We start from the raw sequence: 21,547 nt of genomic DNA on the forward strand, positions 1-21,547 counted from the left end.
TTTGAATAGAACGAAGAAGTGTAACTGGTTTCTCGCGAAATATTTAAAACATTTAGATTTTTAGATTACATCAAAGGTTTCTCATTCTATTTTAATAGAAAAATATCGTTACTAAATTAATAACCAAAATAAATTATTATTTACTTCTTTCACTTCTATTGTATTCAAAAATCGCCCACGGCAGCCATAAAACTGCTTCTGTCGCCTCGCCTAATTCATTACAATAATCTGAGTAACGATCCGCTTCTTCGAACGTATGGATCAAACCATGGCTGTTTAGTAAAGTGTTGAAATGATGATAAAAATCGCGTTCCAGTCCGTTACACAAATACGAATGAAATGATCCCGAATCAAATCCTAGCACTTCGTACCCGATTTTTTTGGCACCGTCTGTGTCAGGGCTGATATGTTGTGATACCATTTTTTCAACTCCATAAGGCTCTGAATTTTTACTACTAAAAGCCGCTATATCTTCAAGAAAATCCACTTTATACTGCTCAGGCAAACCGATGCTAATGATACGTATTTCAGGAAGATGATTCAAAAAACGATCTACGAACGTTTGCGAAGCATTTAAGTTAGAGAACACTTGAGGAAACAACATATCTCCTGTCTTCCGATGTTCTTCTATCCATTGTTCGAGTAACTGAAAGGTGGTAAGTGAGAGACCGAGTTGATCCATATAACGGTCTTTCTTAACTTCCGAGTTTCCCCATAAGATACTGATGTCAGGATAGTGTGTACAGATGCATTCACTTACGGATAGAACGGATTCAGGAACAACCGTCTTGTCCATGTATTCTTTTCGAGGAGTTGGCAGAATAAGATAGTATCCCGCAGATAGGTAGCTCATAAATTGGCTCCTTGTCATGTAAAATGAATTCAATGAGTGTATGTAATGGATTCGGTACGATAGATTAAGTAGAAAGGAACTGAAAACATGGATAAAGAACAAGAAAGAGTGCTCGTCCAATCATTTTTTGTCAAGCGCGTTCAAGAGCGCGTTCTACATGAATTGTTCACGCCAAAAAAACGAGATATGGCGCTTCAGCGGTTAGATCACCGGTATTTAAGCATGCTGAAGAATGATTATTTGATTGAAATCAAACCACCTAATTCATGGCCAGACGATACGTATGATTTGTTGAAACAATATGGTGCACCGGATACGTGCTATTGTCTATCAGAAAACGAGCTGATTAGCGGGAAAACGTTACCTCTCCGTGAGGCACTCGAACACGCCATCGGCTTTGGATTCGCATCGATCATTTCTTGTATTCCAGGCGAATTGGCGTATTTCGAAGCGGAGCAATCTTTCGGTCCACCACCTCGCTATTTATTGAAGAAACCGGGCAATCGGTAATCATCATCCGTGCATGCTTGGTTTTTAACAGCTACGCCTCATGATCGCACGCCAAGATTTGTTGAATGCATACCATCATCCTCATGTTCCTCTTAGTCTGCTTCGTATATTCCCTCTCTGAAGTCATACACTTGACTCCATATCTTGATCTTAGTGCCATTGATCGTCACCGTATCCTTCGTCCATTTCACTTCTTTTATTTCGCTACAAGGATACTCCCAGTACATTCTGCGCTTTTCTCCGTCCTTGTTCTCCATAATGCCGAGCATCGCATAATCCACAGTCGCGCCACCATTCGCGCGGTAAAAGCGAATCGTGTACGCCTGATCGGGCGAGCTACTTTTTGAGATATACTCTTCTTTTGGTACAACATTGATATCAACCAAGAAAAATAGTCGGTAGATCGTCCACACGACATATATTGAAAGACTTACACCTGCTATGATTCCCGTTATCTTCAGCTTTTTTCTCACTTTTCAAAACTCCAATTTTTATATATTCTTCAACATTCAATCAATCAGTCTCCCCAAAAGCAAATCAACGTATTTTGATAGACCGACGCGATGCACATCCGCTTCAACAATTCTAAAAATTGATGTAGTTCCATGATTCGTTTATCTGATTGATGTATCATCCACGGCTCACTCGCATAATGATTCGCTTGATTCATCCTCCACTCTTCCTTCGGTGTGCAATAGCGTTGAATAAGCAGCTCGCAAATTCCAATCAACTCGTTCACTTCTCTCGCTCTAAACAACTTATCGCCGTAAGGATCGAGATCAATCAAGAGGTCACAGCGATTGGAGGTACTTGCGAATTCTTCTCTTAAAAAGCGTTGGACGTGACTCGGAAATGGGAGAATCTCTTTTTCGTTTTCTGGCACTTCTTTTAAACTCGTACTAATCCCAAACATGATCGTCCTCCTTTATATCGTTCCTATGAATGTCAATCATAGTAGTCGATGTCTTCTCCTTTTGGAAGAAATGCTTTTACCTTGTCTTCACTATCAAAACAAGCTTCATTCGAAAATAGATAGTAGCCCATGAAATCATGTTCCAGCGTGATGAATGACATTTCTTCCGTCGCACGAATGACGGGAACGATCAGTTCTCTTTTAAAGAACCACCCTTTGACCATTTTCCGCTCAAACGTCAGGAGATTCGTAAAGGATAGGAAGTAAAAATCGTTCACAGTCGCATACCAATACGTTTCGTCCAGCAGACGCTCAAGTTCGCTCGCATCGTTCACTTGAAGGCTATAATAAGGGCTGCTCTTATCTGGTTGAACCTTCGTATAGCATAGGTTTTCCTTCTGAAAAAACGGTTCCACTTCTTCATTGGTAAAACCACCACCGAACGTGACGAATATTGGAAAGCGATTCAGACGCGTCAAAAAATGCTTCAGTACTTCATTGGAGTCATGTTGATAGTCTCGTTTCTCGTCATTCGGAAGACATCCCATCGAATAAATCGACTTAATAGCACCCGGTGGATCAATGTCGAGATAGCGGTCTTTGATCACTTTTGCATGACTCGTATGTTCTTCGAGATCGATGTATAACATGGAAATCCCTCCACGTATTCTGCTTGTCCACCTACATCATCCAACTGCTTGTTTCATCAATAGAATTCAATGGTACCGTCGTCAGGAAAGATGGCTTTCACCTTGTCCTCCGTATTAAAAAAGGGTTCATTCGAAAACAGATAATAGCCCATGAAATCATGTTCCATCGTGATGAACGACATCTCTTTCGTCGCATGAATGACAGGAACGGTTCGTTCTTTTTTGAAAAACCATCCTTTGACCATTCTCCGCTCAAACGTCAGGAGATTCGTAAACGATATAAAGAAGTCTTCGTTCACAGCCCCATACCAATAGGTCTCATCTAGCAACAACTCCAGTTCGGTCGCATCATGTACCTGGACGCTATAATACAGGTTCTTATGGGGGCGAACCTTTGTATACGATAGGTTGTGCTTTTGAAAAAACGGCTCGACCTCCTCGTCCGTAAAACCTCCACCGAACGTGATGAAAATCGGGTAGCGATTGAGACGCGTCAAAAATTGTTTTAAGACTCGATTTGAATCGCCTTGATAGTCGCTTTTAGTTTCCATATCCGGAAGACACCCCATCGAATAGATGAAGTCGATACGTTCTGGTTGATCAACGTACAAGTATCTGTCCTTAAATACTTGTGCGTGATTCATATGCTTCTCAAAATAGACATATAACACGATTCCACTCCTCTCTCAATCACTTTATTACCGCTCGATTTCATCTTCTGGAAAAAGTGCTTCTATTTTTTCTAACGCATCGAAATCTGTTTCATTCGAAAAGATCAGGACATTCTCGAAATCAAAGCCAGTTTTAAAAAATGTCGTCGGTTTCGTCATATCGATTACTGGCACTACTCTCTCTTTTTTGATCAACCACCGTCTTACTCTCCTCGTTTCAAACTTCAATAAATCAGTGAAAGCAATCAAATAGTAGCCATTGTAGTTAGCCATTGTAATTGACTGCGTGAGTACCTGAAATAAGTCTGCTGGGCAATTCACTTCGACGGTCATATATCTTTCACGCTTAGTGATTAGGATCTCTGTATACGATAATTGTTTGTGCTTAAGCGTAGACAGCAAATCTTCTTTTTCTAAATCCGTCAGTTCATGGAATCCAAAGGAGAGATAGATTGGAAAACGATTCAACCGTGTGAATAATTGGGTTAACACTTCTTCGTCCGAAATGACTTCATCTTCCTTTGAGTCATCATTATAATATTCGAATGAAAAAATGGATTCGATTCGGTCTTGTCCTTTTAGTGTCAGATGATATTCTTTAATCGTCTTCGCATGATTTTGGTGTTCTTCAATGTAAATCTGCACGTTAATCCCCTCACTTTCGCTGGATTGTCACGGTCTCCATCAGGATTCTCTACCAACGGGTGTTACACTACAAGTATGCTCTCTTCTAACGTTCGACAACGAGACATACATAACTCAACTTAGAGGTGATTCCAATGAAAAAACTTCTGCCTTGCGCCATCTGTGGCGAACGCCACGACGAACTCCCGACTGAATATGAAACACTCGGACCGGTCTACTACGAACAAATGTCTGAGAAAGAGCAAGAAACGAAAAGCGAGATGCATGATACGTGGTGTGTCTTAGAACTGGACGGTCCGCATTATTTCGTGAAGGGCATTCTTGAACTCCCGATTGCTGGACAAGACGAACCCTTCTGGTGGATTACATGGGTGAGCCTGAGCCCTGAAAACTTCGCTCGCTTCATCGAGAAGAAACGTCCTCGCATCGAGGAGCCGATGTTCGGCTGGTTTTCAAGCGATCTACCCGCTTACCCGGATACCGTCAACTTAAAAGTGATGGTCCATGATGAAGGAACCGGTCAACTTCCTTTCTTTGAACTCGAGCCGACGGATCATCCTTTGTCGATCGAATTCTATTCCGAGATGACGCTTGCGCAAGTCCATGCCATCGCAGACATCGTCTATGCACAAGAGTGAACCAAATAAACCAAAGCCGCTGTGGATCAGCGGCTTTTTAGTTTTCACTCTGTTTCGTGATCAAAATATGCGTTCTTTCAGGAATCTCAATGTCTTCTAACTGATCAAGTTCCAAAGATAGTGTCATACTTTTTACTTTTGGATAGTACTCTTCCCCAATCCAACATGTATACAATTCGAATGATTCACCCTCGTCTAAGAAGTCATTCATGAACGTAAACAGATAACGTAGCTTTTCTTTCGACTCCAGTGCAATTTCAGAATCAAAAGGTTCAACGATCTCGATGCCCCAGTTACTCGAAATTTCATATACATACCATTTGTGAAAATGCTTCGTTTTTACTTCATACAGACAGTCTTCATCCGCAAAACAGGGACCGATATATAAGGGAACGGTCTCATCTTCTTCATATAAATTGAGATACTGCTCAGGAATTTGTCTCTCCATACAAATATATGACGCTAAGCTCATTATGCTTCCTCCTAATGTATGATGTTTCCATCGTTACTTGAAAGACGTCTCTCCATCGTTCATCTTTCCAAAATGCGCGATCTTTCCATTCGTACAAAAGTGATCGAGCATGCCAAATCGATTTGTTGCATCGCGGGTCACGATGAAGTTATAGGGCATCAATAACGAGAATTCAGACATGAAGTCCTCAAGCGTTTGCCGTGCGGGACGTGCATCTTTCGAAAATAATCCTGATGTCACTTCCTTGCGCTTCAGCAAATGCAATACATGTTCTTCCAACACCGCTTGCCAATTGGAATCGTGCAACATCATCACGTGAATCGAACCATCATTATCTAGAACATCCCGACCACAAAAGACAATCTCGACCGGAAACGTGGCATGCGATAAGACCGCATCAAAAAAGTTCTCATACTCTGTTCCAACGTCATCAAGCTCCTCATACACGACTCCGTACATCGAGACACAATCGTTCGTGACTCGGACGATTCCTTGTCCTTGTTTTTGGATAATGAGCGTCACTTCTGCTTTAGTCGCCATTTCCTGCTGTTCGATGACAAGGTGTTCGAGAAATCTTTCAAGCTGTGAGTCGTCGGTCATAATCATGTGAGATCGGACCGTCCAATCTGAAAAATCGTCGATGTGTGGATTCTGCTTGAGTGGTCGTTCCAGAAACTTTGCTTCAAATGGATACGAATGCTGACTCACTTGAAGACGGACGAGGTCTTGCCAATCGTCGCGTGGTAGCAGTTCCCGGAACACATCGATCCACTCGTTTCGGTCAAGTAGCATCCTATTCTTATTTTTCATCTTTCATCCGACCTTCTAGTTTGCTACAGAGATAGCCCACGATATGTTCATGCGTCGTCCGTTCTTCGAGATCATCATTGTCGACTAATTCATTGATTGCCTCCGAGATGACCTGCCATAATGCGGTTCCGTGATACTCGTCGTATGGTGTTTTCACTTCCTGTCCTCCTTTTATCCTCTACGGATTTCATTCGAAAAAATCTCCGTTCTTTGAAACGCAGAGATCAGATCTTCTCCAAACAACGTGATGCTACCCTCCCACGGATGACCGAGATATCCCCAGCGAAAATCACGAGCGATGAAAAAGGAGTAATCGCCATCTGGAACTGCTGGAATCATCCAGTCTCCTTCTTCATTGCGAAGAAACGGACGTCTTGGGTCGATCCAATACCCTTGATGATTCCAATCGAGCGCCATGACGCGTTCTCCTTCAACAGTCAGCTCGATCAGAATACGCTTTAACGTTTGCTCGATCTCTTCGCGTTTCTCGTAATCCACTTCGTATGTAATGAACGGACTCGGGGCATGGTATGAGGGAAAAACTGTCGTACTGGGTGCGAATTGAAATTGTTGATCAATGACGTGCCATATCTTCTCGTCCTCCGCTTGCGTCATCGGAATCCAGCTCCATGGTTTACCTTCACCAATCAAATCGAACGTCGCTCCTTGAGGAGATCGAACGGTGTACGCTGCTCCTTCTTGTACTGCAATTTTTGGTTCGTCTTGTACATCGCGTGCTTTCATTTCTTCAAAAATTAGTGTAATGGCTGCCCCGACATCAAGGACACGATAAAAGATATTCGTTGTACCACTACCGATATCTCCCCCTTCGCAGTAGCCGTTCCCCGTATGAAGCAAACCATCATTAATTACTTCTTCCATCATGTGACGGCGCTCGAGCGCTGCTTCTGCCTGACCCTCGTCATAAGGAAACTGGACGATTAGTTCCCGGTAATCTGCCTCGTTCAGCTCGCGATAACCTTGACGTTCAAACTTCTCGATCAGCTGCAAAATCTGTACACCTAATCGATTGAAGCGCGAGACGCGCATTTGCTTTACGTTTTCTGCTTTCACCCACGCTCCAACGATTCCTTGATGTTGAACGATGAGGCGTCCCTCTGTATAGATTGTTTGGTAGAGCGTACTGGAGTCGCCTTTTTTTGTCAGTTGGATCATGCAACTCCTCCTTAGATTCAATCTTTTCGGTCCCATGACTGTTTTTATTGTTTAGTCCCACTGACATGTCACGCTTTGATTGGTTTCAAATCGTAGATGTACGAGTTCATTTATTTTGAGATTAGACAGTTTCAGCGCAATTTGAGCTTCATTCGTGTAAGGCAATTCGAATCTGACACCTTCGATTTTCTTCAGTAAAAAATATGCCCAGTGCCGATTGTATTCATTTTCGGATAGGACATCCCATAACGCATCTTCACAATGATTCGCCTCGTAGACATATAATTTCATGACCGTGTTCTCCGATATCACGTGTAACCCCGCGAATACAGGAGGATTCGGAATTCGCGGTTTTTGAATGACCAAGGTATAGCCCTCTTTCAGAAGATGATTCAATTGTTCTCGGCTATCTGGAAGCTCCTCTTCGATGACGGAAGCCGGCAGTTCTCTGATGCGAATCGGCAGACCCACCTCATATTCAAAGGGATCTTCGAGTGCGAGTAAGTCTTCACGAGAATAGATTATTTTCATGATATTATCCTCACATTCTTTTATGTAGTGCTTTCAGATTACACGCGCGCCATGCATCACGGATGATATCTTGGAAAGTCGTTGCCTTCGGTTTGAGTTTCAACGTTCTATAATCGAAGCGATAGACGGCTTCGTCTGGACGCTCTTTCAATACTGCATAGTATTCGTCCTGTCTAAACGACGAGCCAAAAAAGAAATACTTGTCACGGATTGCATCGAACTCGGTTAACGCGTATTCATCGAGACTGTCCGAGAGATTGCCCTGGATCTCATGCGATAACCCGTTCCAGCTCGTTAGCGGTATACCGTATAAGTTCAACTCTTCGGTAAAACGTACACCGTTACATACCTTCAAAATACCTTTATACCACTCCGGAATCGCAAAATGATCGATCTCGAATGCTTGGATGCGGGCTTCTGGACAAGGACTCTCCACGGACACTTGATAGTTTTGGATGGAGGATGAATAATCATACAAATACAGCTTGTGCTCCACCTTCTCACCTTCGATTGGAATACTGTATTTCAAGGATTTTTGATCGTTCACATAAAATAGTCGCATCGCCTGAAGGATATTTGTAAGAAAGACATCGTCTGGTAAAGCAGTGTTCTGATGATTCAGTCGTGGAACTTCAACGTCTTCCAGCGATATTTCTTTCTCGTCATCGTGTTCTTCAAAAGCCTCATGTTCTCCGAGGACGATCGCAATCCCTGTCATGTCACCGTTTTCCCGTCGGACAAGGACTTCATAGTGTCCGTCCCCCATTAACTGAACGGCGACACCGAACGGAAACAGGAAGATTTCATCTTCCATCATTTCATCTGAGATTGCGATATAGAACGGATCGATTTCTTCGTCGAACTCTAGCGTATTTCGAATCTCCCAGTCGATGGCTTCCCGTCTCCCGTAATCCGCTGTGTTCATGACGACGAGTTGCGCTGAATCGACGACGACTAGATCGGATAGCGGTTCGAAATCGGATGGAGCTATCTCCGTTTTTTCGTTCACTGTTAGGTAAAGCAAATTGATTGATTCGAACTCATCTTCGTCATAGAAGACCGTCCAAATCGAACCTTGTTCAACTGGAATTGTCACGTTGTATTCTACATCCGGCTCAAGGAAAGCCGGATCCGAGACAATCAGATTCCCTTTGTGACTTGTAAACGTGCCTAGTTTTTTCATGTTAAATACCTCTTTCTTAAATATAACGGAGAGGACATTTCTAACTTGGTAATGCCATTGGATTAATCAAACTCAACCCTTGATTCTTGTTGCATGCGCCACTCCATGAATCCGGTGGTTTGCTCTTGCCGGAAACGAGTCCAATCCGTTAAGGTTTGATTCATCTTCTGCCATTCGTTAATACATTCCGATTTGAAAAGCGCATCTTCGAGTTGCTCGATTAGTAACCAAGCCACTGATAAGGTTGCTGCGTCCTCTTCTATTTCTCCTAAATACAAATCATCATCGAGATGGTGGAAAGAATACCAAAGTCCATACAAGTGATGATCAATCATCGTCTCGATCGCTAACTGCTCCCGTCTTCCCCCTCGTGTAATCGCCTCTTGTAAGTAGATGAAACGGTCATCTTCATCAAAGAAAAGACCATACCAGCGATACGGTCGGACGTCATCCGGCAACTCTTTCATCCACTTCTTCAAAGTCGGTTTTAGAAGACGTTCTTTTAGCGGATGAATCAAGAGGAACGAAGCGTCTGTCTCTCCTTCACAGGTAGATAATAACCAACTCACAAACGTCCGCTGTCGTTCGAAGTATCATGTATCCGCTTCTTCAATGAACCCCTCCATATGTAACAACCACGCTTTGCGCAAGCCTCGTTCTTTCGCAAGAAGAGCACTATGTAAACGTGGTACCTCAGAAACGGCAGGTTCTTGTAGTAACTTATCTAGAAGCGACATCTTTCATTTCCTTCTAAAATGTCATTGCTCCATTTTCATTTGTTGTCTCGTTTTTCGAAGATGAAACCAGAGGAGTAAACCCGTTCCAATCGACAGAACCGGAAATAGATGCGGGAAATACTGCTCTTGCCGAAAACTGACATGCATTAAGAAATAATCGACGAAACAGATGACACGTAGCCACATCGGAAACTGATCTTTACTAAGAAACGCTAAGAACATCAGAGTGATACCGATACCTAATACAACAAACGGTAATATAGTGAACGGTATCACGAACTGGAACAGACCGAGACCCAGAAGAAGATAAGCGAGCCAGGACGTCCGGCGGTGAAATTTCTCACGCTCTTTACGTCCGGGTTGCATCCTGTAAAAATCATCCTGCCTGTATCCTTCAGCCTGTTTCTCAGCAATCAATTCCTTCAGTCGTCGTTTAGCTTGACGCCGAAATGTATATCGTTCTTCAATTGAATCACTGACATCCTGATCGAGTTTCCATTGTTCGGTGACACCGTGATACATCTGGATTGTTCGACCATCCCGGTACATGAACCAGAAATAGATGATGCCATCCACTTGTTTACTGAGCGTGACAATCATTAAATTATCATCCTTATCAATTGAATTGGTCTCCTGTAGCAGTTTTTAAATAGAAGCATGGTTCGGCTGTTCCGCTAGAAAATCCGTTTGATTGTATGTGTTTTGGACATAAAACAACAGGAGTGTACCCGTTCCAATCGCGAAACCAGCGTATAACCCCTCTTGGTATTCAACGTTCATGACACAGCAACTGATGAAACAAACCGTGCGTAGCCAGCCCGGTAAATAGTCTTTACTGAAAACGACCATTCCCATTTGAAGTAGCGCAAGCACTGCGATGATAATTGGAGAGACGAGAAAAGGCATCACTACCAGAAACAAACCGACACTAATCAGCAGAGACGCGAGTCCGATCATTCGACGCTTGAACGTCTGTCTTTTCTTGCGGTTCGGTGTCAGTCCGAATACGTCCTCGAATATGTATCCTTCTGCCTGTTTTTCCGAAATCCACGTATCCATCCGACGTTTCGCTTGATATCGGAACAAGTAGCGCTCTTCCATCGCTTGTTTCATATCGTCCTGATGAATTTCGTTCATGACACCGTGATACGTATACAATTTTCGTCCATCGCGATAGATGAGCCAAACGGCTGTCATTCCATCGACTTGTTTACGAAGCGTCCGAATCATGTTAACCCTCCAGATCTGCTAGGACATCTTCTGGATCCAGCTCAAGTCCGACGAGCTCCGGTCCCCAATCCAAGCCACAATACAGATCGTCGTCAATCATGTTCGGTAACCAACCGTTAATAAACAAGTCTAAATCCAATCGAATCAGATGATAATTCGTCCATTCCTTCGTCTGTAACGCCTTCGCCGCTGCTTCCGTCGAAAAGAATAACAGCACGTCTGTCTCGTCTTGATTCGACGGACAATAGGCCCAGCCCGACTGTTCAAATTTTGATAGACCATAGACAGCTCCCGTTTCAAGAACCGTCTCTAAGAAAAGTTCTGCTTGTTCCGCACTCTGTTCCATTTGTTGTTCCTTTTCAACGAACGCATTCAACGTCGGTGCTACCGGAAATAGTTCTTGTTCTTCGTGGTCCCATAAGACGATCGTCTCTGTGTCCGGTAACTGATATCCGAGTTCGTCACCTGTTCCGTCACTGGCAATTCGTAAGAAATCGGATGGGTAGTCCTCCGCATCCGTCGTGTTGACACGAACAAGGTCGTCCCATGTCCGCTTGATATACTGCTCGTCCTTGATTGGATGAAATTCCCATTCGCCGATGCTGAATTTATTTTCGTGCTTGTACCTATTTCGTAGTTCTTTCGGAAGCTCGAAGCCAAGTTCTGCTTCTACCTCTTGTAATCTCTCTTCTGTAACGCCTGGTAAACCGATTTGATATGTCATCTATATGACTCCTTCTTCTACATTTTTGTCTTTAATTTTTCCGGTTAAAATTCTTGCCTTTGGGATAAAGTCCGGTCAAACGTCTGCCGTAATGAACTTTTGCCTGCCCCATTCGGATTTTCTTCAGATTAAACTGGTCCTTAAAATAATCAATGACGGGTTCAACGATATAAGACGGCTCCAAGATATGAAGGACGAATTCGATCGCTTCTGGACCATATTCATCTTCAACAAAATACCCGTTGCCGATTTCAAAAAGAAATTCATTGAGGTTTTCTTCAATGCTCGAACGATGCTCAAAGATGACGTCATACTCTGTATCCTGACAAAAGATCTCGACGACAACTTCGTGGTAATCCGCTTCTTGAACGACCGAGTATCCGTCCTTTTCTTTCTCAGCTACGAGTTCTCGAATGTAGGCATCCAGATTAAAAAAGCGCGAGAACTTTTGCTCGCTCATTGGTTCTTTCAATCTCTCTCCCATGATTCCGTGAAACGTGTAGAGTGTCCGTCCATCCTTCTCGAACAGCCAAAAAAGATTCTGACCGTTCATTGGTTTGATGAGTTGCATGACTTCCCTCCCGTTCTTATAGATCCGCGAACATTTCTCCATTGAGCTGGCGAATCACCGTATCGTTCGGTAACTGTTGTCGTAGTCGATTTGCCCAATCTGTGCGAAGATCATAGGCGAATTGTTCTTCGTTCGAGAGCAGATAAAGCATTGTTCCATCATGGTCGACAATCACGACCGTCGTATCTTCCGGATAAACGAACCGATCTTCTAAGACACGTGTTTTTCGGTACGTTGTTTCGACCTCTTGTTGAATCGACAAGCGATCGGAATACGAAAACATGAACAGTTCGTTCATCGACGCAACTCTATAAGCGTGTTCAAGGATGAGTTCGAGCATCCTAGCATTTTCAATCTTTACCGTGAAAAAATGACTCTCACTTGTCGATGTTCGTTTTCCACGTAACTAACCGTTCGTTTGTTTCTGTCTAGACAAGACATGTGAAGTGGACGACATATGATGTTGCGAGAAGAAAGCTCTGTTGTCTTTGTCTTCCTCTTCAAAAGCAAAAAAGGTCGCGTAGATCGGAAAACGATTTTGATGATTTAGAATATCAAACAGGAAAGTTTCGTTTTGAGCTGTATCGCCTTGTTCTCCCGATTCAACACTCATGTGATACGCTTTCGCTAGCGGTCCATTTAGTAAGAATGGTCGTTGGATATCGTCTTCAAAAAGGGAGTCGTTAATTTCGCATTCGCAAACGAATACCTCCCTGTTAAAAATCGATTCTTCAATTTCTTCATTGTCTCCCACGAGCGGATGACGTTTTAAATTAAGCAATTGCATCTCAGTTTCATATAACATCTCATTAAATTTCTCAGCGCCGTATTGTTCGATGTATGCGACTTCCGAAGCATAGATGGGTACGAACCAGACCGGTAGCACCGTCTCCGGTTCCCCGAACGCCGCATTCCCTTTATAGACTTGAAATGATTCTTCAAAGTAGAATGGTGTCGCTACGTATAGGGCAGCGAAATCGTACTTCGATAACAACCCATCCGGCATCGGTAAGTAATCGCCTAAATCATAAGCGTGTCCAGTCTTTAATGCTTCCAGCGTCAAACGATAGATCAATTCAATTAAATCCGACTCGGCCTCTTGTTGCATGACGGACAACATCACTTCTTGATGGACAACAGCACCGTTCTCGAATTGCAATGGGTGGTGCAATAATCCAAGTGATGTCACGGTATTCGCATTCGCAAACGGTGCATTTTGAAACTGCAACAATTGAATCGCATGATCTTGTAATTCTTCTATCTCAAGATGACCTGTAATTTCACCACAATGGGCTTCTAAATGTTCTATGTAATTCATTTTGTATAACCTCATCTCATGACATAAAGGAAATGTTCTTTTAAAAAAATACGCTCTACCATATATTATATGTTTCACGATACATTTTTGGAATTTTTTATTTAAAAATTGATATAATGTATGTTTTTAATTTAGAGAAGAACAGTGTTTACGAATAGATGGTGTTTTTCTTCAAGAGGAACACTACTATATGTTGGAATCGATCGAAAAAAAACGATACATTCTGTGTATATTTCCGTATCAACCTAGTTAAACGTCATACTTTTCTTGCGTGAAGGATAGTGTGACACATGAAGTTCTGGAAATTATAAAAGATGACTCCGGTCAAATACCGAAGCCATCTCATAGCAGCTTAAAACGTTAAGGGTGCTTTTATTAAACTGTCCAAACTGTAGGGCTCAGTTCACTTTAAGACGTTATAGCAAATAGACTTTCATTTGATGCAATACTTCATTATTGCAATTAGCATTTAATTTTAAAAAATGATATAGCCCTCTAGGAGCTGTGATAAAAATTGTAGTGTCTTAACCGAAGGTATTATTTTTCAAATTACCGATTGTTTTTAAAACTATTTCAAGTTTCTTTTACATCTCGACTTCCATTTCATCATAGTGATCAACATCACTGTACATCACGCTATCCTCATGCCAATTCCAGAAGTTATCGCCTTGTGCGATCACTGCACATTCAAGGAAGGATTCGAAATTCATGTTCAAGGGATACGCCGTCTCCATACCATCGGACGGATGAAGCATGATGATGTATGACTTTTTAAATAGCCCTTCTGATTCCTGACACTTCAGCTTATCGATCAAAATCCAGTACTCATTTTGTTGACCGATGATCCAGTAATGTTCATCCTCAAGAATGCCGTCTTCCGCTTGCTGTTCTTCAGAAAACTCAAGCATTTCTTGCAACGTAAACAATTCAATCTTCGTATCCACCTCTGTACTAAATAAACGACCTCCGTTGTGTAGGGTGAGAAACTTTATGTAGTCTTCCGGCAGGAAAAAAGAATCTTCTTTTATGAAATTAATTATTTCACTCTCCGGCAACGGATCGTTAAGCGTGCAAGTAGAATCGCCACTCTCTCCATAACGTCCCATAATATATCGTGGACCATCTTTATACATCTTGTGTAATGACGCTATCGTTCTCTCGATTGGTTTCATGTAAAACGCTCCTTCATCTTATTTTCGGAAAAACGCACACGCTAGTATCTGATAGGAAAATCATATGAAACGGTCGAGAATTGATACTTTCTTATTCGTAGCATCCAGTTGAATCGTGGCACCAATTGGTAACGTCAACATCGGATGGGTATGACAACAATCGAAGTCCGCTAAAAATGGTACCTTCGTCTCTCCGAGTACCTCGATTAAGATCTCATATGGTTTACGTCCCGTCTCTTGATCGTCAAAGTGTTCATGCTTCCCAAGGATGATTCCAGAAACCTTGTCGAACACACCGTTTACTTTTAACAGCGAGAAAGCACGCTCAATTTCTGCAGCAGTCTTCATCGTGTCCTCGATGAAGAGGATGTCCCCTTCACGTACCTCAGGCATATACGCGCTTCCCCAAATCCCCTGGATAGTGTTCAAGTTCCCACCGATGACTCGTCCTGTCGCAATTCCCTTGTAAACACAAATCCATTCGTTACGTCGCTGGTCTTTTTCCTTTGTCTTCTCTTCCCAGTTTACGAACTCATCCGTCCAGTACGGAGGTACTTTCATTTCGTACGGCAGCGATGGTTCCTCAATCAATAAATCGTTGAAGTACTCATAGGTATGATGGACGAACGGTTCGAATTCACCAAAAGAAGGAACAAGCGCTGGACCATAGAACGTCTGAATGTCCGTCTTCGCATATATCGCGAGTAGAATCGCGGTGACATCGGAGTAGCCGATGATGATTTTCGGATGTTGTTTGAAGGCTTCATAATCGATGTACGGGAGAAGTGAGTTCGAGTTCATTCCACCAATCGTCGACATGATACATTTGATGTCAGGATTTCGAATCAGTTCATTCAGTTCTTCCGCCCGTTCTTTGATGCTTCCAGATCGATAATGGTCCTGTTTTCCGGTCAGCTTTCCTTCGACAATCACGAACCCTTTCGCCTCCAAAAATGTTTTCGCACGCTGGAATCGTTTCGGACTGGAATAGGTAGCTGGAGCTGACGGTGAAAATATCCCGATCTCATCCCCCGGTTTTAATCGTTCAAGGTGTCTCAACTTTTTCATCCCCTTTCTAAACTGACGGCTCATCCTGATTTCGACGTGCAACGATACGATTTACGAAATCGGTCTTCTTTGCAGCATAGGTGTGTTTATCCTCGGCAAAGGACGTCGCTAATGTGTATTTCAACTCTTGATAGTCCTGCCTGAGTGAATCATCTTCTCTGAGCGCATCTCGAAAGATCAACTGTTCTTGTAAAAACGAGCTTCCGCTACGATAGAAATGAATTTGATGCGTCCGGGGATCTCCCTTGATGAAATAAAAACGGTCTGGCAGGATTTGATCTCCCATGCAATGGTATCCTAGTTGTTCCAGTAACTGAACCTGTTCTTCAATTACGCTGAAGTTTTCGACTTCGATTGCGATATCAAGAACGGGTTTAGCATCCAAGTGCTTGATTGCAGTACTTCCAATATGGTGAACGATCACATGATGATCCTTCATCGTATTTAAGATAGACTTTCGCTCTTGTTCAAAATAAGATGACCACTCCCGATTCCACGGAACGATGGTCACTACGCCATTCGGTAATCCCAGCATGTTCTTCCTCCTTCATTGTATGTACGGCTTGTTAGAACGTTACCTTTGAAATGCATCGTTACGTCAATCGCTGCATTGCATATCATTTTTATCTTTTAAAGCTTCCCGCTAAGATTTTGCCTATTTTAAACATTTGTTGTATCAAGTTTTGTACCTAACGCATAAAGTAATACATCTGTACAGTTTTTGGTACCTACAAGATTACAATAACATTTTTTAACTGTAGAGAAATGATGTATTCTGTTAATAAATAGGAGGAACAAAGAACATGATTGGATTAAAGATAAAGAATGATCGCATTCGTCAAGGTATGTCACAAAGTCAACTCGCTGGGGACGACCTTTCCCGTGCTTATATTAGTATCATCGAAAGCGGAAAAGCTATTCCTTCTGCAAAAATATTAGCGCTACTTGCAGAACGATTGGGAAGACCACTACACTATTTTTCAGATGATGTGGAAGAGACAGACGAAGAAATCTGTTACGCCATACTAAATCGCCTTGATAACGACTTTTTGGATTTCGATCCTGCTGTGAAGCTCCTGAATAAAGTATTACATCTATCGAAGGATAAGCATCTGTTAGGTACTACATTTTTACGTCTATTTGATTTATTTGCGAAGCATCAAGCTTTTGAGGACATCCTCCTTCGTCGTAAAGAGGCACAGCAATCGCTACTTGATCATCCTGATAAATCTCTAATCGTACGTCTTCATATGATTATTGCAAAGGCGTTCTTTAGGACGGAACGATTTTTAGAAGCGAAAAGGTATTATTCTTCTGCCTTGCTATATGGTCGTCCTCAAAAAAAGTGTCAATATGAAGTAACTCAAACTCTGATCTTCCTAGGTACGACGAATCTTCGACTCGGTGATATACCTCAAGCGCACATACATTACAAAGAAGCGTTAGCGCATATGGAATACACAAACTTCGAAGATTTACGCGCAAACATCTATCTTGGTTTAGGAAAAACTTACTCACTTACTGGGCAAGAACAGAAAGCGCTACACTATACGAACTTATCCCTTCAAGGCTTCGAGGATATAGGCGATCAAGCAGGTGCACAAATTGCGTTTCAAAACTTATTAATCCTGAATGACCGCAACAACTCGATCGAATATACCGTCGAGCATCTTCAACAGTTATATGACTTATATCAAGGACGTAATCCTTTTAAGGAGGCTTCCGTTCTTGAAGAATTCGCCATCATCCATTTACGGAGTAAGCAATACGAGGATGCCAAGCAATTTGTTATCCGTGCTGTCCAGGTATTAGAGGATAAAAATCTTGTTCATTCGCGAGCTCTCTACTACAGCCTTTATGGCGTCTTGGAAAAATTATTAGGAAACGAGAACACGGGAAATTTATTAATTCGAAGTAGTCTTGATCTATTCTCACGGATAGATGCTCGTCACGACGTTTCGATTTGTCAGCAGTTGTTAGATTGCCCCGAGTATCGAGATTTAGGGGAATATTTTCTATCATTGCATGCACGTGGAGAAATCTTTGTAGACAACTCACTTGGCACACTATCTTAAGTCACCTATGTTATTCGAATCATGTCGATACCTTTCTATTTACATGGGGTAACTATTATTTACGTCGTTCTAGTCAACATATCGCTGTTGATCCCTCTTATAGTTAGTGATGAAAGATGTACAACTTAAGGAGGGATCATGTATGCGACTGAGAGAACTACATATCAACATCAAGATCCGCATTTTGATTAATTTTCTTCAAAAGGTCACCCAAATGGCAATTTTCCCATTTATGGCTATTTATTTTTCGACTCAATTCGGATTAAAAATTTCTGGGATATTAATGGTGATCGTTATCATCGCTTCGCTCATTTCTAGCTTTTATGGCGGATATCTATCCGATGTCAAAGGACGGAAGCTTGTTTTATTTCGCGGCGAACTCTTACGATTCTTTTCTGTTTTACTGATGGCTTTATGTAACTCACCCGTCTTTTCCAATGCGGAATTGACGTTCGTCACTTTTTTATTTACGAACATCTTGATTGGATTGATCACACCTGCGAATGAGGCGATCTTGATGGACGTTAGCACAGATAAGACACGCAAAATGTTGTACAGTATCAATTACTGGTCAATCAATTTATCAATCGCCATGGGTAGCTTAATCGGATCATTATTCTATGCCGACCATTTCTTTGAACTTCTACTTGCAACAGCATTTACTTCTCTTATCTGCTGCGCTCTCATACAGGTGTTCATTATCGAAACACATACATTTAAAAGCATTCCGACTAAACTCTCTTTTCGAGATTTGTTTTATGGCTATTTTGATGTTTTAAAGGATCGTATATTTTTAATCTATCTATTAGCTGGAACGTTGATGCTCGGACTTGAGTTTCAGCTGACTAACTACATTTCAGTGAAACTGAACACCGATTTCAAACCGTTCGTGCTTCCCTTTTCACATGAAACGAAAATTGACGGTATACAGATGTTAGGGTACTTGAGAATTGAGAACACAGTACTGGTTGTCGTACTTGGTGCTGTCATGCTGAAGATGATGAATAATCGAAAGGAACAATATGTATTGTATATCGGTTCCATTATTTTTGCGCTCGGATTCTCACTTCTAGCGTGGAGTAATAATTTTTATATCTTACTCATTGCAACGTTTATCTTCACTATTGGTGAATTGATGTATGTTCCAATTCATCAGTCACTTCTGGCGACGTTAATCGATGAGAAGAAACGAAGCCAATATATTGCAGTCAACGCTTTGCGGCTTCGTGGTGCCATGTTGATCGGCTCGTTTTTCATCATTCTTGGTGACTACGTAAGCTCGAGCATAATTTCGGTTTTATATGCGTTTATTGGCGGTATTAGTGTCGGACTCTATACTATTTTGTATACAAATTACCAAAGCAAAGAAAAATTAAATCACAAATCGGTTAGCTAGTTCGTACAATCGTTGTATTATGTTTTAACCCAATCAATATATTTCGACATCGAAATGTATACTGCTTGGGTTAATTCTTTGGTTTTTTTACCTGCAAAAAGAAATAAATTGACAATCCGTATGATTTATTGTCAAATTAATTTAACCGGTCAAAAAAGGGGTTTTACTATGCAACCGATGATGACATTAACCGAACTAAACCAGTTAAAATCATTAAGTGTTCCGATCCGAGCTGAAATCATGATGTACTTGATTGAAAAACCGCTCACTGGACAGATGCTTTCTGAACTATTGAACCTATCTCGTCCCAAGGTCCATTATCACTTGAAGGAGTTAGAAAAGAACGGACTGATCGAATTAGTGAGAACGGAAGAGAAAGGTGGTATCCTCCAAAAGTTCTACCAATCCGTCGCTCGCGGATTCACGCCCTCGACTGAATTGTTACCACATGCTGAAATCATCAGTGAATCATCTAGACAAATTCTATACCAGATGACAGAGCGAACGAAGTCCATCATCCTTTCTGCCCCAGAAGAGGCATTCACATCTCCAGTCGCAAGCGAGTCTCCGGAGAACTGGAATCATGTCGGATCGATGTGGCAAATCTCTGCAACCGAAGAGAATTATAAGGAATGGATCAAAAAATACTTCGCATTGATGGAAGAATTGCGAATACTTTCTCACGAACCGAAAGATGCAGAAGCCCAACGTCTCTATTTCTTTTCAACGATGGCTTTTGCGATTGATCATCCTTTCTTAGATGCGCCTGAAAAAGAATCGTAAAACATTCTTTTTCTTTTTTGATGTATTGTCAAAAAAAATTGACCGGTTAAAAAAAAAAAAAAAGGAGTTACTTTCCATGTTTCGCTTACTTACACATCCCTCTTTCTTATTCTTATTACTGGGTAGAGTCGTCACGAATATCGGAGATAGCTTGTATTATGTCGCGTCGATGTGGCTTGTCTTTGAACTGAGTCATAATCCTTTTTATACTGGCCTTGCGGGATTCTTAATTCTCGTCCCGAAAGTATTGCAGTTTTTGATCGGTCCTCTTGTCGACCGGTGGCGCGTTAAGCCTATTTTGATTTCCACGCAGGTGCTACAAGCCGTCCTATTAGTGACCATCCCGATTGCTTATCATTTCGATGCACTTCATATTACCTATCTACTATGTATCATGCCACTCCTAGCATGTATCGAAGAGTTTGCTTATCCTGCCCAGACGAAGACTCTCCCTCTTTTGTTGAAAAAGGAGGACTTGCTACATGCCAACTCTCTATTTGCTATAGCCTATCAAGGCATTGATTTGATCCTCAATTCTTTAGGAGCTATCCTTGTTGCAAGCTTTGGGGCTATCTTCGTCTTTTGGATCGACTCAATCACTTTCGTCATAGCTGCTCTCTGTTTTTCACTCGTGAAAATCCCACGAAGAAAGCTTGATCAGGACGATGTGAAAGAAAAACAGTCTTCCATCAAGCGATACGTCATTGAATTACGCGAAGGATTTCATGTTGTCCTTCATTCCTTGTTGTGGGTTTTCACGATTGGCTCCCTTCTTGCTAACTTTACGATTGGTATGACGTTAGCCATCCTTCCAAGCTTTTCCGATCAAATCGGTGGTGTAGGAACTTACGGTTTTTTATTGACGGCTATCTCAGCAGGTTCGTTGATGGGCGCATTCTTAGGTCCTGTCCTTGGAAGATTTCGAATCGGTTCGACTGCGATTCTCTGCTTTACACTCGGTGGTCTTTGTTGGATCGTCGCTGGCTGGATGACTTCTCCTATACTGATATGTCTCTTGTTCGGTGTCGCCTGGATTCCCGTCGGTGCAGTCAATATTCTATTCGCTGGACTCATCCAGGCCGCTGTCCCGCATGAAATACTTGGGAGGACTACGTCCATCACTTACAGTATCAGCGTATCCGCCATGCCAATTGGTTCCTTGGTAGGTGGCTCATTAGCCAATTACCTAGGAAGTTCATTCATTTTCTCATTTTCAGGTATCGGTCTCATACTGATTTCTTTCGTTTGGTTGTTGCATCCTCAATTGAGACAGCTTTCAACGCAGGATACTATTGATGCTAGTGTTCTAAAATTACCTCCAACTAGCACGCCCCCTTCACCAGTCGTGAACTAAGATGGATAGACGATTTAATTGACGCGATGGAAAAGTTTTAGTCTACAGGCTTGTCAGGTCAATCATT

General features: G+C 42.1%; 29 protein-coding genes. 6 read left to right on the top strand and 23 right to left on the bottom strand.

The window, feature by feature from the left end; genetic code table 11:
• Nucleotides 1–136: 136 nt before the first annotated feature.
• Entirely contained in the window at nucleotides 137–853 is a 717-nt protein-coding gene (locus EXG77_RS09285) for a hypothetical protein (protein WP_238987935.1), read from the bottom strand.
• An 87-nt stretch (nucleotides 854–940) separates the two neighbouring features.
• Here EXG77_RS09285 and EXG77_RS09290 point away from each other — a divergent pair, with 87 nt between their 5' ends.
• Complete coding sequence (locus EXG77_RS09290) at nucleotides 941–1,363, top strand: hypothetical protein (RefSeq protein ID WP_035397779.1); 423 nt, start codon at nucleotides 941–943, stop codon at nucleotides 1,361–1,363.
• Nucleotides 1,364–1,455: 92 nt separating this feature from the next.
• Here the strand turns inward: EXG77_RS09290 and EXG77_RS09295 are convergent, their stop codons facing one another.
• Genes EXG77_RS09295 through EXG77_RS09315 form a run of 5 tightly spaced genes read right to left on the bottom strand, consistent with a single transcriptional unit; the run spans nucleotide 1,456 to nucleotide 4,242 of the window.
• Entirely contained in the window at nucleotides 1,456–1,836 is a 381-nt protein-coding gene (locus EXG77_RS09295; protein ID WP_035397781.1) for a DUF5412 family protein, read from the bottom strand.
• A 44-nt stretch (nucleotides 1,837–1,880) separates the two neighbouring features.
• Nucleotides 1,881–2,276 (bottom strand): hypothetical protein, encoded by a 396-nt coding sequence (locus EXG77_RS09300; protein ID WP_035397783.1) that lies wholly within the window; start codon nucleotides 2,274–2,276, stop codon nucleotides 1,881–1,883.
• A gap of 32 nt (nucleotides 2,277–2,308) precedes the next feature.
• Nucleotides 2,309–2,926 (bottom strand): hypothetical protein, encoded by a 618-nt coding sequence (locus tag EXG77_RS09305; RefSeq protein WP_035397785.1) that lies wholly within the window; start codon nucleotides 2,924–2,926, stop codon nucleotides 2,309–2,311.
• Between the two features lie 56 nt (nucleotides 2,927–2,982).
• Nucleotides 2,983–3,570: a hypothetical protein gene (locus EXG77_RS09310; RefSeq protein ID WP_203229917.1), complete on the bottom strand. Its 588-nt coding sequence runs from the start codon at nucleotides 3,568–3,570 to the stop codon at nucleotides 2,983–2,985.
• A 54-nt stretch (nucleotides 3,571–3,624) separates the two neighbouring features.
• On the bottom strand, nucleotides 3,625–4,242 hold the full coding sequence (locus EXG77_RS09315) for a hypothetical protein (protein WP_035397789.1): 618 nt from the start codon (nucleotides 4,240–4,242) through the stop codon (nucleotides 3,625–3,627).
• Nucleotides 4,243–4,376: 134 nt separating this feature from the next.
• On the opposite strand from EXG77_RS09315, the gene EXG77_RS09320 reads away from it, so the two are divergent.
• Nucleotides 4,377–4,880: a DUF2199 domain-containing protein gene (locus tag EXG77_RS09320; RefSeq protein WP_023468059.1), complete on the top strand. Its 504-nt coding sequence runs from the start codon at nucleotides 4,377–4,379 to the stop codon at nucleotides 4,878–4,880.
• A gap of 37 nt (nucleotides 4,881–4,917) precedes the next feature.
• Here EXG77_RS09320 and EXG77_RS09325 read toward each other — a convergent pair whose 3' ends face one another.
• From EXG77_RS09325 to EXG77_RS09395, 17 genes are all read right to left on the bottom strand, one after another.
• Nucleotides 4,918–5,328, bottom strand: a complete 411-nt coding sequence (locus EXG77_RS09325; RefSeq protein ID WP_238987937.1) for a hypothetical protein — start codon at nucleotides 5,326–5,328, stop codon at nucleotides 4,918–4,920.
• Between the two features lie 57 nt (nucleotides 5,329–5,385).
• Nucleotides 5,386–6,162 carry a hypothetical protein gene (locus EXG77_RS09330; RefSeq protein ID WP_238987938.1) on the bottom strand — a complete coding sequence of 259 codons (777 nt, stop codon included), beginning with the start codon at nucleotides 6,160–6,162 and terminating at the stop codon, nucleotides 5,386–5,388.
• Complete coding sequence (locus EXG77_RS16455; protein ID WP_203229918.1) at nucleotides 6,152–6,319, bottom strand: hypothetical protein; 168 nt, start codon at nucleotides 6,317–6,319, stop codon at nucleotides 6,152–6,154. The genes EXG77_RS09330 and EXG77_RS16455 overlap by 11 nt, the downstream gene beginning before the upstream one ends.
• A gap of 14 nt (nucleotides 6,320–6,333) precedes the next feature.
• Complete coding sequence (locus tag EXG77_RS16545; RefSeq protein WP_052017148.1) at nucleotides 6,334–7,338, bottom strand: DUF2716 domain-containing protein; 1,005 nt, start codon at nucleotides 7,336–7,338, stop codon at nucleotides 6,334–6,336.
• 51 nt (nucleotides 7,339–7,389) lie between these two features.
• Nucleotides 7,390–7,869 (bottom strand): hypothetical protein, encoded by a 480-nt coding sequence (locus EXG77_RS09340; protein ID WP_035397794.1) that lies wholly within the window; start codon nucleotides 7,867–7,869, stop codon nucleotides 7,390–7,392.
• Nucleotides 7,870–7,879: 10 nt separating this feature from the next.
• Nucleotides 7,880–9,052: an SMI1/KNR4 family protein gene (locus EXG77_RS09345; RefSeq protein ID WP_035397796.1), complete on the bottom strand. Its 1,173-nt coding sequence runs from the start codon at nucleotides 9,050–9,052 to the stop codon at nucleotides 7,880–7,882.
• 62 nt (nucleotides 9,053–9,114) lie between these two features.
• Nucleotides 9,115–9,621, bottom strand: a complete 507-nt coding sequence (locus EXG77_RS09350) for a hypothetical protein (RefSeq protein ID WP_145981735.1) — start codon at nucleotides 9,619–9,621, stop codon at nucleotides 9,115–9,117.
• Nucleotides 9,622–9,645: 24 nt separating this feature from the next.
• The gene (locus tag EXG77_RS16340) at nucleotides 9,646–9,789 is read right to left on the bottom strand and encodes a hypothetical protein (protein ID WP_158408689.1); all 144 of its coding nucleotides are present in this window, start codon (nucleotides 9,787–9,789) and stop codon (nucleotides 9,646–9,648) included.
• 21 nt (nucleotides 9,790–9,810) lie between these two features.
• Nucleotides 9,811–10,389 (bottom strand): hypothetical protein, encoded by a 579-nt coding sequence (locus EXG77_RS09355; RefSeq protein WP_035397798.1) that lies wholly within the window; start codon nucleotides 10,387–10,389, stop codon nucleotides 9,811–9,813.
• 45 nt (nucleotides 10,390–10,434) lie between these two features.
• Nucleotides 10,435–11,019, bottom strand: coding sequence for a hypothetical protein (locus EXG77_RS09360; protein WP_052017150.1), 585 nt, complete (start codon nucleotides 11,017–11,019; stop codon nucleotides 10,435–10,437).
• Between the two features lies 1 nt (nucleotide 11,020).
• Nucleotides 11,021–11,743: a DUF2750 domain-containing protein gene (locus tag EXG77_RS09365; RefSeq protein ID WP_081637400.1), complete on the bottom strand. Its 723-nt coding sequence runs from the start codon at nucleotides 11,741–11,743 to the stop codon at nucleotides 11,021–11,023.
• Between the two features lie 31 nt (nucleotides 11,744–11,774).
• Nucleotides 11,775–12,314, bottom strand: coding sequence for a hypothetical protein (locus tag EXG77_RS09370; protein ID WP_035397800.1), 540 nt, complete (start codon nucleotides 12,312–12,314; stop codon nucleotides 11,775–11,777).
• 16 nt (nucleotides 12,315–12,330) lie between these two features.
• Nucleotides 12,331–12,654, bottom strand: a complete 324-nt coding sequence (locus tag EXG77_RS09375) for a hypothetical protein (protein WP_035397802.1) — start codon at nucleotides 12,652–12,654, stop codon at nucleotides 12,331–12,333.
• Between the two features lie 66 nt (nucleotides 12,655–12,720).
• Nucleotides 12,721–13,632, bottom strand: coding sequence for a suppressor of fused domain protein (locus tag EXG77_RS09380; RefSeq protein ID WP_035397804.1), 912 nt, complete (start codon nucleotides 13,630–13,632; stop codon nucleotides 12,721–12,723).
• A 584-nt stretch (nucleotides 13,633–14,216) separates the two neighbouring features.
• Entirely contained in the window at nucleotides 14,217–14,804 is a 588-nt protein-coding gene (locus EXG77_RS09385; protein WP_035397807.1) for an SMI1/KNR4 family protein, read from the bottom strand.
• Between the two features lie 60 nt (nucleotides 14,805–14,864).
• Nucleotides 14,865–15,872, bottom strand: a complete 1,008-nt coding sequence (locus tag EXG77_RS09390; protein WP_035397810.1) for a S66 peptidase family protein — start codon at nucleotides 15,870–15,872, stop codon at nucleotides 14,865–14,867.
• 7 nt (nucleotides 15,873–15,879) lie between these two features.
• A complete protein-coding gene (locus EXG77_RS09395) occupies nucleotides 15,880–16,407 on the bottom strand; it encodes a GrpB family protein (protein ID WP_035397813.1) in 528 nt (175 codons plus the stop codon).
• A 268-nt stretch (nucleotides 16,408–16,675) separates the two neighbouring features.
• Here EXG77_RS09395 and EXG77_RS09400 point away from each other — a divergent pair, with 268 nt between their 5' ends.
• The 4 genes from EXG77_RS09400 (at nucleotide 16,676) to EXG77_RS09415 (ending at nucleotide 21,480) form a co-directional block, all read left to right on the top strand.
• Nucleotides 16,676–17,947, top strand: coding sequence for a helix-turn-helix transcriptional regulator (locus tag EXG77_RS09400; RefSeq protein WP_035397815.1), 1,272 nt, complete (start codon nucleotides 16,676–16,678; stop codon nucleotides 17,945–17,947).
• Between the two features lie 142 nt (nucleotides 17,948–18,089).
• The gene (locus EXG77_RS09405) at nucleotides 18,090–19,343 is read left to right on the top strand and encodes an MFS transporter (RefSeq protein WP_052017151.1); all 1,254 of its coding nucleotides are present in this window, start codon (nucleotides 18,090–18,092) and stop codon (nucleotides 19,341–19,343) included.
• 168 nt (nucleotides 19,344–19,511) lie between these two features.
• A complete protein-coding gene (locus tag EXG77_RS09410) occupies nucleotides 19,512–20,126 on the top strand; it encodes a winged helix-turn-helix domain-containing protein (protein WP_052017152.1) in 615 nt (204 codons plus the stop codon).
• 76 nt (nucleotides 20,127–20,202) lie between these two features.
• Nucleotides 20,203–21,480: an MFS transporter gene (locus tag EXG77_RS09415; protein WP_052017153.1), complete on the top strand. Its 1,278-nt coding sequence runs from the start codon at nucleotides 20,203–20,205 to the stop codon at nucleotides 21,478–21,480.
• The last annotated feature ends 67 nt before the right edge of the window (nucleotides 21,481–21,547 follow it).

The organism is Exiguobacterium sp. OS-77 (genome assembly GCF_000414195.2).
In the GTDB taxonomy this organism is placed as follows: domain Bacteria; phylum Bacillota; class Bacilli; order Exiguobacteriales; family Exiguobacteriaceae; genus Exiguobacterium_A; species Exiguobacterium_A indicum.

What these genes read in the sequence shown, in the direction of transcription:
- EXG77_RS09285 (WP_238987935.1), bottom strand. Translation starts at nt 853, where the DNA reads ATGAGCTACCTATCTGCGGGATACTATCTTATTCTGCCAACTCCTCGA.
- EXG77_RS09290 (WP_035397779.1), top strand. Translation starts at nt 941, where the DNA reads ATGGATAAAGAACAAGAAAGAGTGCTCGTCCAATCATTTTTTGTCAAG.
- EXG77_RS09300 (WP_035397783.1), bottom strand. Translation starts at nt 2,276, where the DNA reads ATGTTTGGGATTAGTACGAGTTTAAAAGAAGTGCCAGAAAACGAAAAA.
- EXG77_RS09305 (WP_035397785.1), bottom strand. Translation starts at nt 2,926, where the DNA reads ATGTTATACATCGATCTCGAAGAACATACGAGTCATGCAAAAGTGATC.
- EXG77_RS09310 (WP_203229917.1), bottom strand. Translation starts at nt 3,570, where the DNA reads ATGAATCACGCACAAGTATTTAAGGACAGATACTTGTACGTTGATCAA.
- EXG77_RS09320 (WP_023468059.1), top strand. Translation starts at nt 4,377, where the DNA reads ATGAAAAAACTTCTGCCTTGCGCCATCTGTGGCGAACGCCACGACGAA.
- EXG77_RS09325 (WP_238987937.1), bottom strand. Translation starts at nt 5,328, where the DNA reads ATGGAGAGACAAATTCCTGAGCAGTATCTCAATTTATATGAAGAAGAT.
- EXG77_RS09330 (WP_238987938.1), bottom strand. Translation starts at nt 6,162, where the DNA reads ATGAAAAATAAGAATAGGATGCTACTTGACCGAAACGAGTGGATCGAT.
- EXG77_RS16545 (WP_052017148.1), bottom strand. Translation starts at nt 7,338, where the DNA reads ATGATCCAACTGACAAAAAAAGGCGACTCCAGTACGCTCTACCAAACA.
- EXG77_RS09340 (WP_035397794.1), bottom strand. Translation starts at nt 7,869, where the DNA reads ATGAAAATAATCTATTCTCGTGAAGACTTACTCGCACTCGAAGATCCC.
- EXG77_RS09345 (WP_035397796.1), bottom strand. Translation starts at nt 9,052, where the DNA reads ATGAAAAAACTAGGCACGTTTACAAGTCACAAAGGGAATCTGATTGTC.
- EXG77_RS16340 (WP_158408689.1), bottom strand. Translation starts at nt 9,789, where the DNA reads ATGTCGCTTCTAGATAAGTTACTACAAGAACCTGCCGTTTCTGAGGTA.
- EXG77_RS09355 (WP_035397798.1), bottom strand. Translation starts at nt 10,389, where the DNA reads ATGATTGTCACGCTCAGTAAACAAGTGGATGGCATCATCTATTTCTGG.
- EXG77_RS09360 (WP_052017150.1), bottom strand. Translation starts at nt 11,019, where the DNA reads ATGATTCGGACGCTTCGTAAACAAGTCGATGGAATGACAGCCGTTTGG.
- EXG77_RS09365 (WP_081637400.1), bottom strand. Translation starts at nt 11,743, where the DNA reads ATGACATATCAAATCGGTTTACCAGGCGTTACAGAAGAGAGATTACAA.
- EXG77_RS09370 (WP_035397800.1), bottom strand. Translation starts at nt 12,314, where the DNA reads ATGCAACTCATCAAACCAATGAACGGTCAGAATCTTTTTTGGCTGTTC.
- EXG77_RS09375 (WP_035397802.1), bottom strand. Translation starts at nt 12,654, where the DNA reads ATGCTCGAACTCATCCTTGAACACGCTTATAGAGTTGCGTCGATGAAC.
- EXG77_RS09380 (WP_035397804.1), bottom strand. Translation starts at nt 13,632, where the DNA reads ATGAATTACATAGAACATTTAGAAGCCCATTGTGGTGAAATTACAGGT.
- EXG77_RS09385 (WP_035397807.1), bottom strand. Translation starts at nt 14,804, where the DNA reads ATGAAACCAATCGAGAGAACGATAGCGTCATTACACAAGATGTATAAA.
- EXG77_RS09390 (WP_035397810.1), bottom strand. Translation starts at nt 15,872, where the DNA reads ATGAAAAAGTTGAGACACCTTGAACGATTAAAACCGGGGGATGAGATC.
- EXG77_RS09395 (WP_035397813.1), bottom strand. Translation starts at nt 16,407, where the DNA reads ATGCTGGGATTACCGAATGGCGTAGTGACCATCGTTCCGTGGAATCGG.
- EXG77_RS09400 (WP_035397815.1), top strand. Translation starts at nt 16,676, where the DNA reads ATGATTGGATTAAAGATAAAGAATGATCGCATTCGTCAAGGTATGTCA.
- EXG77_RS09405 (WP_052017151.1), top strand. Translation starts at nt 18,090, where the DNA reads ATGCGACTGAGAGAACTACATATCAACATCAAGATCCGCATTTTGATT.
- EXG77_RS09410 (WP_052017152.1), top strand. Translation starts at nt 19,512, where the DNA reads ATGCAACCGATGATGACATTAACCGAACTAAACCAGTTAAAATCATTA.
- EXG77_RS09415 (WP_052017153.1), top strand. Translation starts at nt 20,203, where the DNA reads ATGTTTCGCTTACTTACACATCCCTCTTTCTTATTCTTATTACTGGGT.